This window comes from Actinoplanes regularis (assembly GCF_900188005.1).
Taxonomy (GTDB): Bacteria; Actinomycetota; Actinomycetes; order Mycobacteriales; family Micromonosporaceae; genus Actinoplanes; species Actinoplanes regularis.
Map to the genome: position 1 here is coordinate 350,517 of NZ_FZNR01000006.1, position 14,371 is coordinate 364,887.

The 14,371-nt window shown below is 69.9% G+C and carries 15 protein-coding genes; 5 read left to right on the forward strand and 10 right to left on the reverse strand.

Translation table 11 applies throughout. The features are described from left to right. Positions 1-83 precede the first annotated feature (83 nt). From CHC09_RS19160 to CHC09_RS19170, 3 genes are read right to left on the reverse strand one after another with little or no spacing between them, the layout of a single operon-like run. The gene (locus CHC09_RS19160; RefSeq protein WP_089294497.1) at positions 84-929 is read right to left on the reverse strand and encodes a DUF4437 domain-containing protein; all 846 of its coding nucleotides are present in this window, start codon (positions 927-929) and stop codon (positions 84-86) included. Further along, complete coding sequence (locus tag CHC09_RS19165) at positions 926-2,413, reverse strand: class I adenylate-forming enzyme family protein (RefSeq protein ID WP_089294498.1); 1,488 nt, start codon at positions 2,411-2,413, stop codon at positions 926-928. Before CHC09_RS19165 ends, CHC09_RS19160 begins: the two co-directional genes overlap by 4 nt. A gap of 39 nt (positions 2,414-2,452) precedes the next feature. Beyond that, on the reverse strand, positions 2,453-3,343 hold the full coding sequence (locus tag CHC09_RS19170; protein WP_089294499.1) for a hydroxymethylglutaryl-CoA lyase: 891 nt from the start codon (positions 3,341-3,343) through the stop codon (positions 2,453-2,455). Positions 3,344-3,399: 56 nt separating this feature from the next. Here CHC09_RS19170 and CHC09_RS19175 point away from each other — a divergent pair, with 56 nt between their 5' ends. Further along, complete coding sequence (locus CHC09_RS19175; protein WP_089294500.1) at positions 3,400-4,593, forward strand: CaiB/BaiF CoA transferase family protein; 1,194 nt, start codon at positions 3,400-3,402, stop codon at positions 4,591-4,593. After that, positions 4,593-5,225, forward strand: coding sequence for an isochorismatase family protein (locus tag CHC09_RS19180; protein WP_089294501.1), 633 nt, complete (start codon positions 4,593-4,595; stop codon positions 5,223-5,225). The genes CHC09_RS19175 and CHC09_RS19180 overlap by 1 nt, the downstream gene beginning before the upstream one ends. Before the next feature lie 38 nt (positions 5,226-5,263). On the opposite strand, the gene CHC09_RS19185 is transcribed toward CHC09_RS19180, so the two are convergent. Both CHC09_RS19185 and CHC09_RS19190 read right to left on the reverse strand, forming a co-directional pair. Then, the gene (locus CHC09_RS19185) at positions 5,264-5,728 is read right to left on the reverse strand and encodes a hypothetical protein (RefSeq protein ID WP_089294502.1); all 465 of its coding nucleotides are present in this window, start codon (positions 5,726-5,728) and stop codon (positions 5,264-5,266) included. Between the two features lie 188 nt (positions 5,729-5,916). After that, positions 5,917-6,126 (reverse strand): hypothetical protein, encoded by a 210-nt coding sequence (locus tag CHC09_RS19190; RefSeq protein ID WP_143232422.1) that lies wholly within the window; start codon positions 6,124-6,126, stop codon positions 5,917-5,919. 245 nt (positions 6,127-6,371) lie between these two features. On the opposite strand from CHC09_RS19190, the gene CHC09_RS19195 reads away from it, so the two are divergent. Further along, the gene (locus CHC09_RS19195; protein WP_089294504.1) at positions 6,372-6,866 is read left to right on the forward strand and encodes a DUF397 domain-containing protein; all 495 of its coding nucleotides are present in this window, start codon (positions 6,372-6,374) and stop codon (positions 6,864-6,866) included. Positions 6,867-7,069: 203 nt separating this feature from the next. Here the strand turns inward: CHC09_RS19195 and CHC09_RS19200 are convergent, their stop codons facing one another. Both CHC09_RS19200 and CHC09_RS19205 read right to left on the reverse strand, forming a co-directional pair. Beyond that, positions 7,070-7,345 carry a hypothetical protein gene (locus CHC09_RS19200; protein ID WP_089294590.1) on the reverse strand — a complete coding sequence of 92 codons (276 nt, stop codon included), beginning with the start codon at positions 7,343-7,345 and terminating at the stop codon, positions 7,070-7,072. Between the two features lie 154 nt (positions 7,346-7,499). Beyond that, positions 7,500-8,267, reverse strand: a complete 768-nt coding sequence (locus CHC09_RS19205; protein WP_089294505.1) for a PhzF family phenazine biosynthesis protein — start codon at positions 8,265-8,267, stop codon at positions 7,500-7,502. 156 nt (positions 8,268-8,423) lie between these two features. Here CHC09_RS19205 and CHC09_RS19210 point away from each other — a divergent pair, with 156 nt between their 5' ends. Together CHC09_RS19210 and glxA are read left to right on the forward strand one after the other, a co-directional pair. Next, positions 8,424-10,112 carry a glycosyltransferase family 2 protein gene (locus tag CHC09_RS19210; RefSeq protein ID WP_089294506.1) on the forward strand — a complete coding sequence of 563 codons (1,689 nt, stop codon included), beginning with the start codon at positions 8,424-8,426 and terminating at the stop codon, positions 10,110-10,112. After that, positions 10,109-12,058, forward strand: coding sequence for a radical copper oxidase GlxA (gene glxA, locus CHC09_RS19215; protein WP_089294507.1), 1,950 nt, complete (start codon positions 10,109-10,111; stop codon positions 12,056-12,058). The genes CHC09_RS19210 and glxA overlap by 4 nt, the downstream gene beginning before the upstream one ends. Here glxA and CHC09_RS19220 read toward each other — a convergent pair. Genes CHC09_RS19220 through CHC09_RS19230 form a run of 3 tightly spaced genes read right to left on the reverse strand, consistent with a single transcriptional unit; the run spans position 12,051 to position 14,348 of the window. Then, positions 12,051-13,049 (reverse strand): glycoside hydrolase family 6 protein, encoded by a 999-nt coding sequence (locus CHC09_RS19220; protein WP_089294508.1) that lies wholly within the window; start codon positions 13,047-13,049, stop codon positions 12,051-12,053. The two genes, glxA and CHC09_RS19220, sit on opposite strands and share 8 nt — an antisense overlap. 20 nt (positions 13,050-13,069) lie before the next feature. Beyond that, positions 13,070-13,792 (reverse strand): hypothetical protein, encoded by a 723-nt coding sequence (locus CHC09_RS19225; protein WP_239138713.1) that lies wholly within the window; start codon positions 13,790-13,792, stop codon positions 13,070-13,072. Then, positions 13,785-14,348 (reverse strand): RNA polymerase sigma factor, encoded by a 564-nt coding sequence (locus tag CHC09_RS19230; protein WP_089294509.1) that lies wholly within the window; start codon positions 14,346-14,348, stop codon positions 13,785-13,787. Before CHC09_RS19230 ends, CHC09_RS19225 begins: the two co-directional genes overlap by 8 nt. Between the last annotated feature and the right edge of the window lie 23 nt (positions 14,349-14,371).

Sequence of the window (14,371 nt, forward strand, 5' to 3'; positions counted from 1 at the left end):
GCTTCGATCCAGCGGAACCGGTCACACCCGGGCGGTGGTCGCGAGCGGGCCGGGCTGCTGGACCGGCCCGCTCCCCGGGCTTCTCACATGCCGTCGCCGGACCACTCGCCGCGGGAGCGGGAGCGCACCGGCAGCGAGGAGATCACCGGGGCGTGCTCGTGCGGGTAGTTCTCCGCGTGACCGCCCCACTTGACCCACTCGTCGGTGGTGTACCAGTTGATCAGCTCGCCGTCGGAGCGGATGATCCAGTCGATCTCGGTCTCGGCGACGAAGTGGCCGTGCTTCACCCCGGCCGGCCGGAAGCAGTAGGTGCCCTCGTCGATGTCGCCGAAGTTGTACGCCATCCGCCCGCTGAGCGTGTAGAACTCCTCGTAGCAGGGGTGATGCGCGAGCCGGTGGTCGGTCCAGCCCTGCGGCGCCCGGATCAGCCGGGTGTAGAAGCCGGTCTTCGGGTCCCGGTGCAACAGCTTGATGTAGAGCGGGGTGAGCGGGCCGACGGTCGGCGCGGCCACCCATTCCAGCTTCTCGGCGTCGACCACGGCGACGTCACCTTCCGCGTCCGTCTCCTTGACCGTCGTGAGCGGGTCGAAGCCGGCGTCGCCGTACTCACGCCAGTGCAGGACGCGGGAGCCCTCACGGATCCTGATCCAGTCCATCGGCGCGCCCTTGGGGATCTGGACGTATCCGCCGGGGCCGAGCTCCTGTCCGCCGTAGATCAGCGATCCCTCGACCACGTAGAACTCGGTGTCGGCGTGCGGGATGCCGGCGCCGCGGCCCCAGTCCGCGGTGGCGTGCAGCGACAGCGACGAGGAGCCGTCCTCCTCGTCGGTGGAGAGCCGCCGTTCCAAGATCTTTCCCTCACCGTACGGCAGCTCGCCGGCGTGGAAGATGTAGTCGTCCTCGTGGATCAGTTCCACGTGTGCCCTCACGGCGTACTCCTCAGCTCGCGTTTCAGGATCTTGCCGGCGGCGTTGCGGGGCAGCGCCGGGACGGCTCGGTACTGCTTGGGGACCTTGAAGCCGGCCAGCCGTTCGCGCAGGAACGCGTCGAGTACGCCGGGCTCCAGGGGTGCCCGGCCGACCAGGTAGGCGACGACCCGTTCACCCCAGCGGTCGTCGGGCTCGCCGACCACCGCGCACTCGGTCACGGACGGATGGGTGAGCAGAACCTCCTCGACGTCGCGCGGGTACACGTTCACCCCGCCCGTGATGATCACGTCCTTGATCCGGTCCACGATGGAGATGAAGCCCTCCTCGTCGCGGATCACGATGTCGCCGGAGGTGAGGAAGCCGTCCGGGGTGGTGCAGGCCGCGGTCGCCGCCGGGTTCTCGTGGTAGCCGTTCATCAGGTACGGCGAGCGGCTGTACAGCTCCCCCGGCTCGCCCGGCCCGACCGGCCGCCCGTCGCCGCCGACGACCCGGACCTCGGTGGCGAACCACGGGTGCCCGACCGAGCCGGCCTTGCGCCGGGCGTCCGGGGGCCGCAGGTTGGTGACCACGCCGGCCTCGGTGGAGCCGTACAGCTCGTGCACCCCGACGCCGGGGAACGCCTCGAACACCCACTCCTTGAGCACCTTGGGCAGGGCCGCGGCGTTGAAGTAGAGCGTGTCGAGGGTCTTCAGCTTCTTCACCGCGGGTGATGCGGCGCGGATCAGCTGGGCGTGGGTGGGAACCAGGAAGACCGACTGCGCGCCGTCCCGATCGATCATGTCGAGCAGCCGGTGCGGGTCGAACGAGCGCAGCATGCTGACCGTGCCGCCGCAGTGGACGGCCGCGTACGCGAAGGCGAATCCGGCGCCGTGATACATCGGCGCGACCGCGATCGTGCGCCGGCCCGGCCCGAGACCCCACTCCAGCGCCGCGGCGTAGAACGTCAGGCAGCGGGACCGGTGCGAGATCAGCACACCTTTCGGGTCGCCGGTGGTGCCCGCGGTGTAGGCGATGCAGAACGGTTCCCGCTCGTCGACCGGGATCCACGGGTCCTCGCTCTTCGCGACGCCGATCCAGGTCTCATAGGAGGGACCGATGAAGATCTTTTTGATGGGTACGTCCGGGACCGCGCCGAGGAGCGCCTCGTCCGCCAGCAATGCGCGCGCGCCGGAGTGCTGGAGGATGAACTCGACCTCCGGGCTGGTCAGGCGCGGGTTGACCGGGACCAGGACCAGGCCGGCCTTGGCGATGCCGGCCGCGATCTCCGGGTACTCCAGGCGGTTGCCGCAGAGCAGCGCGACGCGGTCGCCGTGCCGGAGGCCGAGCGCCAGCAGGCCGCAGGCCACCCGGGACGACCGCTCGTCGAGCGCTGCGTAGGTGAGCTCGCGGTCGCCGTCGCGCACCGCGATCACGTCGGGGGTGGCCCGCCCGAACTCCCGAATCCCGCCGGCGATCGTCAGATCCGCCCCACCAGGCCGCAACATGCCAGAATGGAAACACCGTTTCCATTCTCGACGCAAGAGTCAGTTCGCCACAGCGGGGAAGTCGCCGGCGCGGCCGAGCTGCGCCGCAACAGCCTCGAGACCCAGCTCGGCACCGATCCAGGCACCGGCCTCAGCCGCGGCCGGAACGGCGACGCCGGTCTTCAGGCCGGAACGGTTGAGCAGGTAGGCGAGGTCCTCGGTGGCGACGTTGCCGGTGGCGGCCGGGGCGAACGGGCAGCCACCGATGCCGCCGAGGCTGCTGTCCAGCGCGACGAAACCGGCGTCCACCGCGGCCATCGCGTTCGCATAGCCGGTGTTTCGCGTGTTGTGGAAGTGCGCCCGGAGCGGGGCGACTCCGCGCACGGCGGCGGCCAGCTCCGCGACCTGCACCGGGACACCGACCCCGATGGTGTCGGCGAGGCAGAGCTCGTCGAGCGGACCGGACTGCTGGACGATCTGCCGCACCCGCGAGACCGGGACTTCGCCGGTGAACGGGCACCCGAAGGCCGCGGCGACGGTCAGGGTCACGAAGAATCCGGCGTCGCGGGCCCGCTGCGCGACGGCGCGAAACGCCGCGAGCGACTCCATCGTCGTGACGCCCTGGTTGCGCCGGGAGAACTCGTCACTGGCGACGACGACATAGTTGATCTCATCGGGCCGGGCGTCGCCCAGCGCCAGGGCCCGCTCCAGACCACGTTCATTCATAACAAGAGCGACATAGCGTACGGCGGACGACCGCGGCACCGCGCGCAGCACGTCCTCGGCGTCGGCCATCTGCGGCACCCGATCGGGCCGCGCGAAGGCGGCCACCTCGATCCGCCGCAGCCCGGCGCCGATCGCCCGGCGCACGTACTCGACCTTGACGGCCGTCGGCAGCACCCGCTTCTCGTTCTGCAACCCGTCCCGGGGACCGACCTCGACGATCTCCACGCGACACCCCCTGTTCCATCTAGCGAAACATCGTTTCACGAAGATAGGGTCCTGTCATGACCGCGCCGCTCGCCGACCTTCGCGTCCTGGAAACCGGAACCCTGCTCGCCGGCCCGTTCTGCGGCCAGCTCCTCGGTGACTTCGGCGCCGAAGTGATCAAACTGGAGGATCCGGGTCGCGGCGACCCGATGCGCCAGTGGGGCCGGGAGAAGCCGCACGGCCAGTCGCTGTGGTGGCCGGTGGTGGCCCGGAACAAGAAGTCGGTCACCTGCAACCTGCGGTCGCCCGAGGGGCAGGAACTGGCGCGCCGGCTCGTCGCGCACGCCGACGTGCTGCTCGAGAACTTCCGCCCCGGCACCCTGGAGCGCTGGGGTCTGTCGTACGAGGAGCTCTCGAAGATCAATCCACGGCTGATCCTGGTGCGGGTGACCGGTTACGGTCAGACCGGGCCGTACGCGCCCCGCGCCGGCTTCGGCTCGATCGGCGAGGCGATGGGCGGCCTGCGACACGTCACCGGGGAGGCCGACCGGCCGCCGTCCCGCAGCGGGATCTCGATCGGCGACTCGCTCGCGGCGACGTACGCCGCCTTCGGCACCCTCGCCGCCCTGCACGCCCGCGAGCGCACCGGTCGCGGCCAGGTCGTCGACTCGGCGATCTACGAGGCGGTGCTGGCCATGATGGAGTCGCTGATCCCGGAGTGGAGCGTCGCCGGTTACCGCCGGGAGCGCACCGGCCCGATCCTGCCGAACGTCGCCCCGAGCAACGTCTACCCCAGCGCCGACGGCTCGGACGTGCTGATCGCCGCGAACCAGGACACGGTCTTCCGCCGCCTCACCGACGCGATGGGCCGTCCCGGCCTCGCCGACGACCCGCGGTATGCGACACACGGCGCCCGCGGCGAGCACCAGACCGAACTGGATCAGCTGATCAGCGAGTGGACGGCCACCGTGCCCTCGGCGAAACTCCTCGCCCTGCTGCACGAGGCGGGCGTGCCCGCCGGTGGCATCTACACCGCGGAGGACATCATCGCGGACCCGCACGTGCAGGCCCGCGAGGCGGTGGTGACGGTCGATCACCCGGAGCTGGGCCCACTGAAGATGCAGAACGTGGCACCCCGGCTCTCCGCGACACCGGGCTCGGTGAAGTGGCCCGGCCCCGCGCTCGGCGCCAGCAATCAGGAGGTCTACCAGGGCATCCTCGGCCTCACCGACGCCGAACTGGCCGACCTGCGCAGCCGCGGGATCATCTGATGGCGGAACTCGCCGAGGACTACGCGACCGCCGGGTTCGCCCGGCGACTGGGCTGGGGAAGCCGGCCGGCGGTGCTGCTCGTGGACCCCGCGGTCGCGTACACGAGTCCCGATTCGCCGCTCCACCTTCGTACCGGCGAAGTCGCGGTCGAGGCGATGTCGTCGCTCGCCGAATCGGCTCGCGCGGCGGGCGTTCCGGTGATCTGGACCCGGGTCCGGTTCGCGGACGCGTCCTGCGCCGAGGCGCCGCTCTTCGCCGCGAAGGTTCCCGCGCTGAGGGCCTTCGCCGACGGCAGCGAGTTCGCCGGTTTCGCCCCGCCGCTCTCCCCCGCACCCGGCGAACTCGTGGTTGTGAAACACTATGCGAGCGCTTTCGCCGGCACCTCGCTCGCCGCTTGGCTGGCCTCCCACCACATCGACACGCTGGTCATCGGCGGCTTCTCGACCAGTGGCTGCGTCCGGGCCTCGGCGCTGGACGCCCTGCAGAACGGCTTCCGGCCGATGGTCGTGCGGGACGCCTGCGCCGATCGGGACGCCGGCCCGCACGACGCCAACCTCTTCGACCTGAACGCCAAGTACGCCGACGTCATCGACCTGTCCGAAGCCCGCACCGAACTCGCCGCCCGCGCCTGAACTCGTAAAGCTCGACGAGTTGTGCAGAGCCTATCGATTCATGACATCAGCTGAGCAGAAGCAGGCACTTCTGCGATCCACTCCCACTCCTGCGACTCACGACTTGCCGAAAGAACGACGAGCGCAACGTGGCCGGCTGCGACGTTCCCCAGACTGATCGAGGTCCGGGCGCTCTGAAACCCTTCGAGTGACGCCAAGCTCCAGGTTTGAGTCTCCGGCAGACCGCGCACCTTGAAGTTGCTCTCGACCCCGGCCTTGGTCGCCTTCAGCTGCGCCTGGATGTCCTCCACGACCTCGAGGCCGACATTCGTGATGACGAGCCAAGGCTCGTTTCCGTACAGCTCGACAGTGGCCACGAGGGCCGGCTGCTCTTCCTCGTGTCGTCGCTTGGCGAGCTCTCTCAGCTGCTCCTCCGCAGCTATCGCTTGCTTGCGCGTGTAATACGCCGCCGCCCCTGCCGAGGCCAGGGCCAAGATCGAAATTACTGTGGAAACAGGCTCCATGGCGGAAACTGCCTTCTGCGGATAAGGGGATCTCGGATCAATATCAGACACCCCACGGTAGCAGGACGTGTTACACGTGACAACACGTATTACATGCAGTACGTTAGCCGCCAGCCGCCCGGCCTTCCGGGGGCTGAAACGCGAAAAGCCGTCCCAGCGTGACGCTGGGACGGCTCGAGTTGGTCTACCTAGCTGGCCAGGTCGCCCAAGGAGTCCTTCACAAGGCGCAGGGCGTCCTTACGCCGCTGCGCATCCTCGTCGATCTGCCGCTCGACGTCGGAGTCGACGAACCTGGTGACCTTCTCGATGATGGCTTCCCTAACAAGTTCCGCCATCGACTTACCGGTAAGAAGCGACATGGCCTGGAGGATGTCGTAGTCCTTCCCCGGCATACGCATCGTGAAAGTCGGCACTACACACCCCCACTCGTTCCATCTAGGCGCCGCCCAGGAACCCGAAAGCTCTGGCGATCCCATGCCGGTGCACGACGATTCGACCGCCTGGGCGGTCACCGAGAACAAAGCTACCGCACTTGACGACCACATGCAACTTCGTACATCATGTGTTGCATACCTTGGCAGCATGCGCGTATACGTGCTCCGCTCGGCGTGAAAGCAGGTCGACTGTGAGGAATTTCGCCGCCATGCGTGAGTTCGACATGGCTGCAAGCAGCGCGAGGACATTGCTTGACCGGATCCGCCGGCACACCTGGGGCGAATTTCACGAATCCGGGTGGACCATCGAACTCGCAGAGCCCTACCCGCACTCGGCCGACAGCGAGACTCCTCGCCCCCTGGTGCCGACACAACGCGCGGATGATCTGATCAAGAAGATCGAAACACATAAGTGGGGCGCATACCCCGAATCAGGCTGGAGCGTGAGCCCGGTCCGGCCCGCTCTCACTTTGGTCGAGTCTCGGACCGACGACCAGAAGGACCATGGCGCCATGCCGATCTGGCAGCGCAGCAGCCGCCAAGCGGAACCCGGTGGCATCGAGGTCACCAGCCACGGCGACCACATCCTGGTCCGAGACGCCAAGAGTCCAACGAGTTCGCACCTCTACTTCACATACAAGGAGTGGAGCGAATTCGTTACAGGGATTCTGTCCGGCGAATTTGTTTTCGCAGGTGCCGCCTGATCCGCGAAGGGGCCAGGGCGTCACATCCCGGTCGCAGTGGATCATGTTCGATGCGCTGGTGCCGATCGCCCGCCTACCCGGCCTGACCACCTCGCTGCGGGACGTGGGTTCGCCGCCCTCCGACGACGAACCGACCATCACCCGAACTGTTCGCCATCAGTCGCCCGGAAGTCAGCCGGACTGCGGCGGCTGGTTGCGGTGTGTTACTCCTCGCCGGCACCGAGGTGCCACGGGACGACCAGCGGGTGGCGCGCCTCGTCGCGGGCGGCGATGCCTTCCATCGACCGCAGATATTGACGGCGGGTGATTTCTCCGTCCATCAACTGGCCGCAGAGGACACCCTCCAGGCTGGCTGGAGCGAAGAAGGACTCCGGCACGAGCAGCGGTTCTTCAGCCTTGCGCGCCTCGGCGCGGACCCCACGCACCGCGAGCACGCAGGCGCCGACCAGGACCAGGATGAGCAGGAACAGGATCAGCATCGCCACCGCCTTGTCGGTTCGGAGCGGGACATGTTCGTGCCGCCTCGACAAAGCAAACGGATCACAGGGCGTATCGGTTCGAAGGTTTGCCCAACAACTGTCACGCACTCATCCGAAGGGCCTCCGACAAGAAGAACCAGGGCGGCGACGGGCGTCAGACGCGGATCCGGGCGGCGCCGCCGGCCTGCAGCCGGCCGTCGGAGAGGCGGACGAGGACGGTGGCGGGATGCCCGAGCCGGTCACCCATGTCGACACTGATCTCCGGTACGCCCAAGGCCGCGAGCAGACACGACGTGCTGTTCACGTTCGCGATGTCCTCGGGCACCCCGATCGACGGCGCGAACATCCGGGCCGCCGGCCGCGAACCGGTCGCGGGCGGGGTGTAGACGTAGCATCCGAGCAGCCCCGCCGCGTCACAGGCCGACCGTAGCGCCCCGAGGTCCGGTTCGAGCGCGTCGAGCCGGCCCCGCGAGTCCACCGGGATCAACAGGCGCCACCGCCCGGTCGAGGCGGCCCGCACCCCGGGCAGTTCCGGATCCAGTCCGAGCGCCCCGAGCACCGCCGACACGTCTCCCGGTTCCCGTAACGCCACGGGGGCCTGCGGGAACCAGGCCCGATCCCCCTCCACCCGGCCCTGGAACATCCGGCCGGAGACCCGGAGGGTGAACACCCCGTCCCGGCCGAACCGATCAGCGAGCCAGATCAGGGCGGCCACCGTCCCATGACCACAGGCCGGCAGTTCCCCCGTCGAGGTGAAGAACCGTACGTCGGCAACTTCATCACCGAGAGCAACGAAAGCCGCGTGCGAGGCCCCCGCCACACCCGGCGCGAGCGCCCGTGCCGAATCGGCGATCGGCGTGTCTTCGACGACCAGGGTCGGGCTGCCGCCCCGCCCGTCACGCAGGCACGCGTCCACGATCACCGCTCCACCTCCACGATCGGGTACGGGGGATGTCCAGCCCCGGCCACCTCTGACTAAGGTCCAGTTGTGCCCGGAAAATCCGGTTCATTTATGAAAAATCAGTAAATGCGTGCTGCGCGCGACCGGGTCATCTGTCCACATTGCTCAGGGAGCAAGATGCCCTACGACTATGACAGCTTCAGCCGCCTCGCCGGTCCCCCGGACCCGGCCCCCGAGGGCGACTACCGGGTCCGGCTCAAGCGCCTGACCCGTCACCGCCCGGTACGCAGCCTGCTGATCACGATCTTCGCGTTCACCCTGGAGGCCACGTTCTTCGGCTGGCTGCTCGCCTCGGCCGACCTCTCCGGTGGGCTGCTCACCCCGACCGCGATCCTGGTCGGCGCGATCGCCCTGATCGAACTGTTCCGCCTGGTCAACGTCGTGACGCTCTGCCTGGCCACGCTGCGGGCCCGGGACCCGGTGCCGGTCCCGCCGGAACGGGACCTGCGGGTCGCCTTCCTCACCACGATCGTCCCCGGCAAGGAGCCGATCGAGATGGTCGAGGGCACCCTGCGCGCCGCGACCGCGATCCACGGCCGGCCCGACGTGTGGCTGCTCGACGAGGGCGACGACGACCAGGTCAAGGCGATGTGCGGGCGGGTCGGCGCGCACCACTTCAGCCGGCGGGGCGTCGCCCGGTGGAACACCGAGCGGGGCGCGTTCAAGGCGAAGACCAAGCACGGCAACTACAACGCCTGGGTGGACGCGCACGGCGACGACTACGACGTGTTCGTCTCGGTCGACCCGGACCACGTGCCGCTGCCGTCCTTCGGCGACCGGCTGCTCGGCTACTTCCGCGATCCGGACGTGGCGTTCGTGGTCGGACCGCAGATCTACGGCAACTATGACAACCTGGTCACCCGCTGGGCCGAATCGCAGCAGTACCTCTTCCACTCGCTGCTGCAGCGGGCCGGCAACCGGCTGGGCACGCCGATGCTGGTCGGCACCAACAACGCCGTACGGATCAAGGCCCTGAAGAGCATCGGCGGGTTGCAGGACTCGATCACCGAGGACATGGCGACCAGCCTGGCGATCCACGCCGCCCGCAATCCGGCGACGAACCGGCGCTGGCGCTCGGTCTACACCCCGGACGTGCTCGCGGTCGGCGAGGGGCCGTCCTCCTGGACCGACTACTTCAGCCAGCAGCACCGCTGGTCACGCGGCACCGACGAGGTCTGCCTGACCGGCTTCGCACGCCGGATCGGCAAGCTCGGCGTGCGCCGGACGCTGCACTACGCGCTGCTGATGGCGTACTACCCGCTGACCGCGGTCTCGTGGCTGCTCGGCAGCGCCACCGCGGTCGCGCACATCGTGCTCGGGATCCGCGGCGTCCAGGTGCCCCAGCAGGTGTGGTCGATGCTCTATGTGGACGCGGCGCTCTTCCAGGTCGGCCTCTACCTGTGGAACCGGCGGCACAACGTGAGCCCGCACGAGGAGGCCGGGTCTTCCGGACTGACCGGGATGCTGCTCTCCACGCTCTGCGCGCCGGTCTACGTGGCCGCGTTCCGGCAGACGGTGCTGCGCAAGCGGGCCGGTTTCGTGGTCACCCCGAAGGGCGACGAGGCCAGCCCGGACCGGATGGCCACCTTCCGCGCCCATCTGAGCTGGGCGGCCTTCTTCGCGGCGCTGCTGGCCACGGCGGTGATCACCGGTCGTACCCACGGATTGATGTGGCTCTGGCCGACGCTGAACCTCGCCCTCTGCCTGACCCCGCCGGTGCTCTGGGCGATGCGGCCACGACCGAGAACCGGGGCCGCGCAGATCCCCGCTCAACGGACCAGTGAACCCGTGAGGACGTACGCATGAATCGCCAGCCGCAACCGACCCTCGCCCGCCGCCTGCTCCGCGGTCTGGCCGTGCTCCCCGCCGCCGCCGCGGTCCTCGCGGCGAACCGGCCGATCGTGGTCTTCGCGGCCGACCGGTATCACCAGTTCCAGATCAACAGCCGCGACTACAAGGCGGAGTACGGCCACTGGTCGATCCTGCCGGTCCCGGCCGACTTCCGGATCAACGCGATCCACGCCGCCCTGCTCAGCACCGGCAAGGTCCTGATCGTCGCCGGGTCCGGCAACAACCGGCAGAACTTCGAGGCCGGCACGTTCAAAACCATCGTGTGGGACCCGGCCTCGGAGAAGTTCTCGCTGGTCCCGACGCCGACCGACCTGTTCTGTGGCGGGCACACGTTCCTCGCCGACGGGAAACTGCTGATCGCCGGGGGCACCAAGTCGTACGAGGTGCTGCCGGAGAACATCAGGTTCGCGGCCGGCGTCATGAAGATCAAGAACGAGTCGCCGGACGGCGGGCCACGCGTCTTCAAGAAGGGCACCCGGCTCATCGCACCCGGCGGAAAGCGGTACGCGACCAGGACCGACGTGACCGTTCCCGCGGCGACGAAGATGCAGCACGCCGGGCAGACCATGGTCCACGCCGGCGAGGCCGAGGTCTGGGTGGACGCGGTCATGCCCGGCGACACGGAGGTGATCACGAAACCGGCGCAGTACCGGATCACGGGCCTCTCCGCCCCCGACAGCCGCAACCTCTACGGCGTCGCCGACAAGATCACCCGGGAGAAGCAGGAGTACGGCGGGGACGACACCTCGTACGAATTCGACCCGCGCACCGAACGCTACGTCCGTACCGGAAATCTCACCGACCCCCGCTGGTATCCGACCCTGGCCCCGCTGCCCAGCGGCAACGTCCTGGCCGTCTCCGGCCTGGACCGGTTCGGCCGGATGCTGCCCGGCCGCAACGAGGTCTACTCCCCCCGCACCCGCCGCTGGACGGCCGCGCCCCGGCTGACCCGGGTCTTCCCCACCTACCCGGCGCTCTTCGTCACCCGCGACGAGCGGCTCTTCTTCTCCGGTTCGAACGCCGGGTACGGCTCGGCCACCGAGGGCCGCACCCCGGGCCTGTGGGACCTGCGGAACAACCGCTTCCAGCCGGTGCCCGGGCTGCAGGACGCCGCCCTGACCGAGACCAGCGCGTCCGTACTGCTGCCCCCGGCGCAGCGGCAGCGGGTGATGATCCTGGGCGGCGGGGCGGTCGGCGACTCCCCGGTCTCCACGGCCCGGACCGCGATCGCCGACCTGTCCGTGCGCAAGCCGGTCTACGTGCCCGGGCCGGACCTGCCGCAGCCGACCCGATACCTGAACGCGGTGGTGCTGCCCGACGACACGGTCTTCACCACCGGCGGCTCGACCGGGTACCGGGGCGGGCCGTACCGCGGGAACAAGCGCAGCGACCTGCTCACCGCGCAGATGTACGACCCGGCCGGGAACGCCTTCCGGACCCTGGCCGCGCCGACCGTCGGCCGCAACTATCACTCGGAGGCGCTGCTGCTGCCGGACGGGCGGGTGGTGACCATGGGCAGCGACCCGATCTACGACCGGAGCGGCAAGAATCCGGGGACGTTCGAGGAGCGGATCGAGATCTACAGCCCGCCGTACCTGTTCCACGGCGGCCGCCCGGCGATCACGGGCGGACCGGCCGAGGTGGCCCGGGGCACCAGCGTCGCGTACACCTCACCGGACGCGGACCGGATCCAGACCGCCCGCCTGGTCCGGCCCGCCGCCGTCACCCACGCGACCGACGTCGACCAGCGCTCGATCGCCCTGGAGATGCACCACACCCCTGGCCGCGTCACGGTCCGGATCCCGAAGGAGCGCGGGCTGGTCCCCTCCGGCTGGTACATGCTCTTCGTGACGGACACGAAGGGCGTCCCCTCCCCGGCCATCTGGGTGCATGTCAGTTAGTGGCGAGGGCCAGGGCGTACTCCGGCCACCACTGGCCGGCCGGTGGGGCGCCGTCACCGCAGGCCCCGTCGGACTCCCCCGGCCGCTTTACCCAGAGGTACGCGTCCACCCGGTCGTGCCCGGTCCGCGCCGTCGGTGCGGGGCCGAGGGCACGGCCGGGCGGGTTGCACCAGTGCCCGTCCCCGGAGCCCGCGGTCTCGGCCGGCCCGTTCCCGTTGCGACTGGTGTCGATCACGAAGTGCTTGCCGCCGAGCCGGTCGGAGATGGCCGTCCCGTAGCCGATGTTCGCGTCGGTGGTCTCGAAGTTCGCCACGTTGAGGCTGAACCCGTCGGCGTCGGCGATCCCGGCCCGGCGCAGCCCGTCCACCACCCGGTCCACGTCCTTCACCCAGCCCGGGTTCCCGCCGTCCAGGTAGACCCGCACCCCCGGGTCCGCCTTGAGCGCCCGGATCGCCGCACCGAGCAGTTGGTAGCGCTCCTCGGCGGCCTCGGCCGGCATGCAGTCCTGCAGTACGTGGGTGACCGCGTCCGGCTCCAGCACGACCAGCGCCGGCGATCCCCTCACCGCGCCGGAGAGCTGAGCGATCCACTCCCGGTAGGCCGCCGCGTCGGGCGCCCCGCCCCCGGAGTGTCCCCCGCAGTCGCGTCCCGGCACGTAGTACGCCACCAGCACCGGCGTCCGCCCGGCCGCGGCGGCCGCGGCGACCAGGCGCCGGGCCTTGTCGGCGAAGCCGGGATCGGCGTCGGCGAACCAGACCGCGGTGGGCTCGCCGGCGATCCGCCGCACCGCCGCGGCGTCCGCCGGGCGGCCCTGCGCCTCCCAGGTCTGCACCTGGGCGACGGCCGGCCCGGCCGGCTCCACGTAGAACTGTTCGACGGGCGCGGACGAGACGGGCACCGGGGTGCTGGTGCGGGGGGCGGGATCGTCGTCGGCACAGGCCGTGAGGACGGTACAGGCGACGACGGCCAGGACCACGGAACGAACTCTCATTTTTCCTTTTCAGCGTCAGGTCAGCGCACCGACCGGGCTACCACGAGCGCCTCCTCGAGCGTCGGCAAGCCCTCCAGCCGGTAGCTGACGGGCCCGATCGACCAGATCAACGTGGGCCCGGCGAGGCGGGCGGTCTCGGTCCGGGCCACGCCGTCTCGTCCGACGTACGTGACCGGGTGCGACGTGGACAGCCAGACCGCGCCGTCGCCGAGAGTCACCCACTCCGCGTTCGGAGCGGTCTTCATGAACGCCGGCTCCAGCGTTCCGTCGAATTGGTCGAAATGCACCGTACCGCCCCGGTAGACGAGGGAGACCACACGTGGTGCGCCGTTTCGGTCCGGATCAAGGAGAAGCACCCGGTCGGGCGACCCCAGCACCTCCGGCGCGGTCACCGGGAAGAGCGCCGTCCGTCTCGCCCCCTCGAGCTCCCCGTCCCGGATGGACGGAATCGGACTCGGCGTGGCCGGCAACACCGCGGGCGACTGCTCGCGCCGCAGCTCGAACCCGGCGATCCGGCGGAACGCGTCGACCACGGTGGCCCGGGCCGGCGAGATCGCCACCACGGCGACGACCAGGGCCGCGACGACTGCGGAGAGATAGAAGCGGACGCGATGGCGGCGGGGCGCGGGGCGCGCGAGGCGCTCACGGACCGCGGCACGCTGATCAGCCGCCTCCGGTACGACACAGGCTCGCCCGAGGTCGCGAAGCTCCGCGACGAGGTCGTCGAACTCCAGCTCAGACACCAGGCACCTCCCGCACCGGCATCCGGTCCCGCAGCTTGCCGAGCGCCCGCGCGGTCCGCGACTTGACGGTCCCGCGCGGCAGCCCGAGCGTCACCGCGGTCTCCGCCTCGGACAGGTCCAGCAGATAGCGGCAGACCAGCACGTCCCGGTCCCGCGCCTCGAGCGCGCGCAACTGCTCGAGCAGGAACCGCCGCCGCTCCCCGGCCACCGCGGTCTCGGCCGGATCCGGCTCCTGTGGCTCCGGCCCCTCCCGCACACCGAACCGTTGCAGCAGCCCGTCCCGTCTGCGCCGGGACCGGACCAGGTTGCGGGTCTCGTTCGCGACGATGGCGAGCAGCCACGCCTTGAACCCGGCCTCGCCCCGGTAACGCCCGAGCTGCCGGTACGCCTTCACGAACGCCTCCTGCACCACGTCGTCCGCGTCCGCGCCGGCCCCGAGCAGCACGGCCGCCCGGTGCGCGGGCGCGGTGCAGTGCCCGACCAGGATCTCGTACGCGTCCAGGTCCCCCGCGCGCGCACGAGCCACCACGTCCGCCTCGTCTACCACCACGTACATAGGACACCACCGGCCGGGAACCG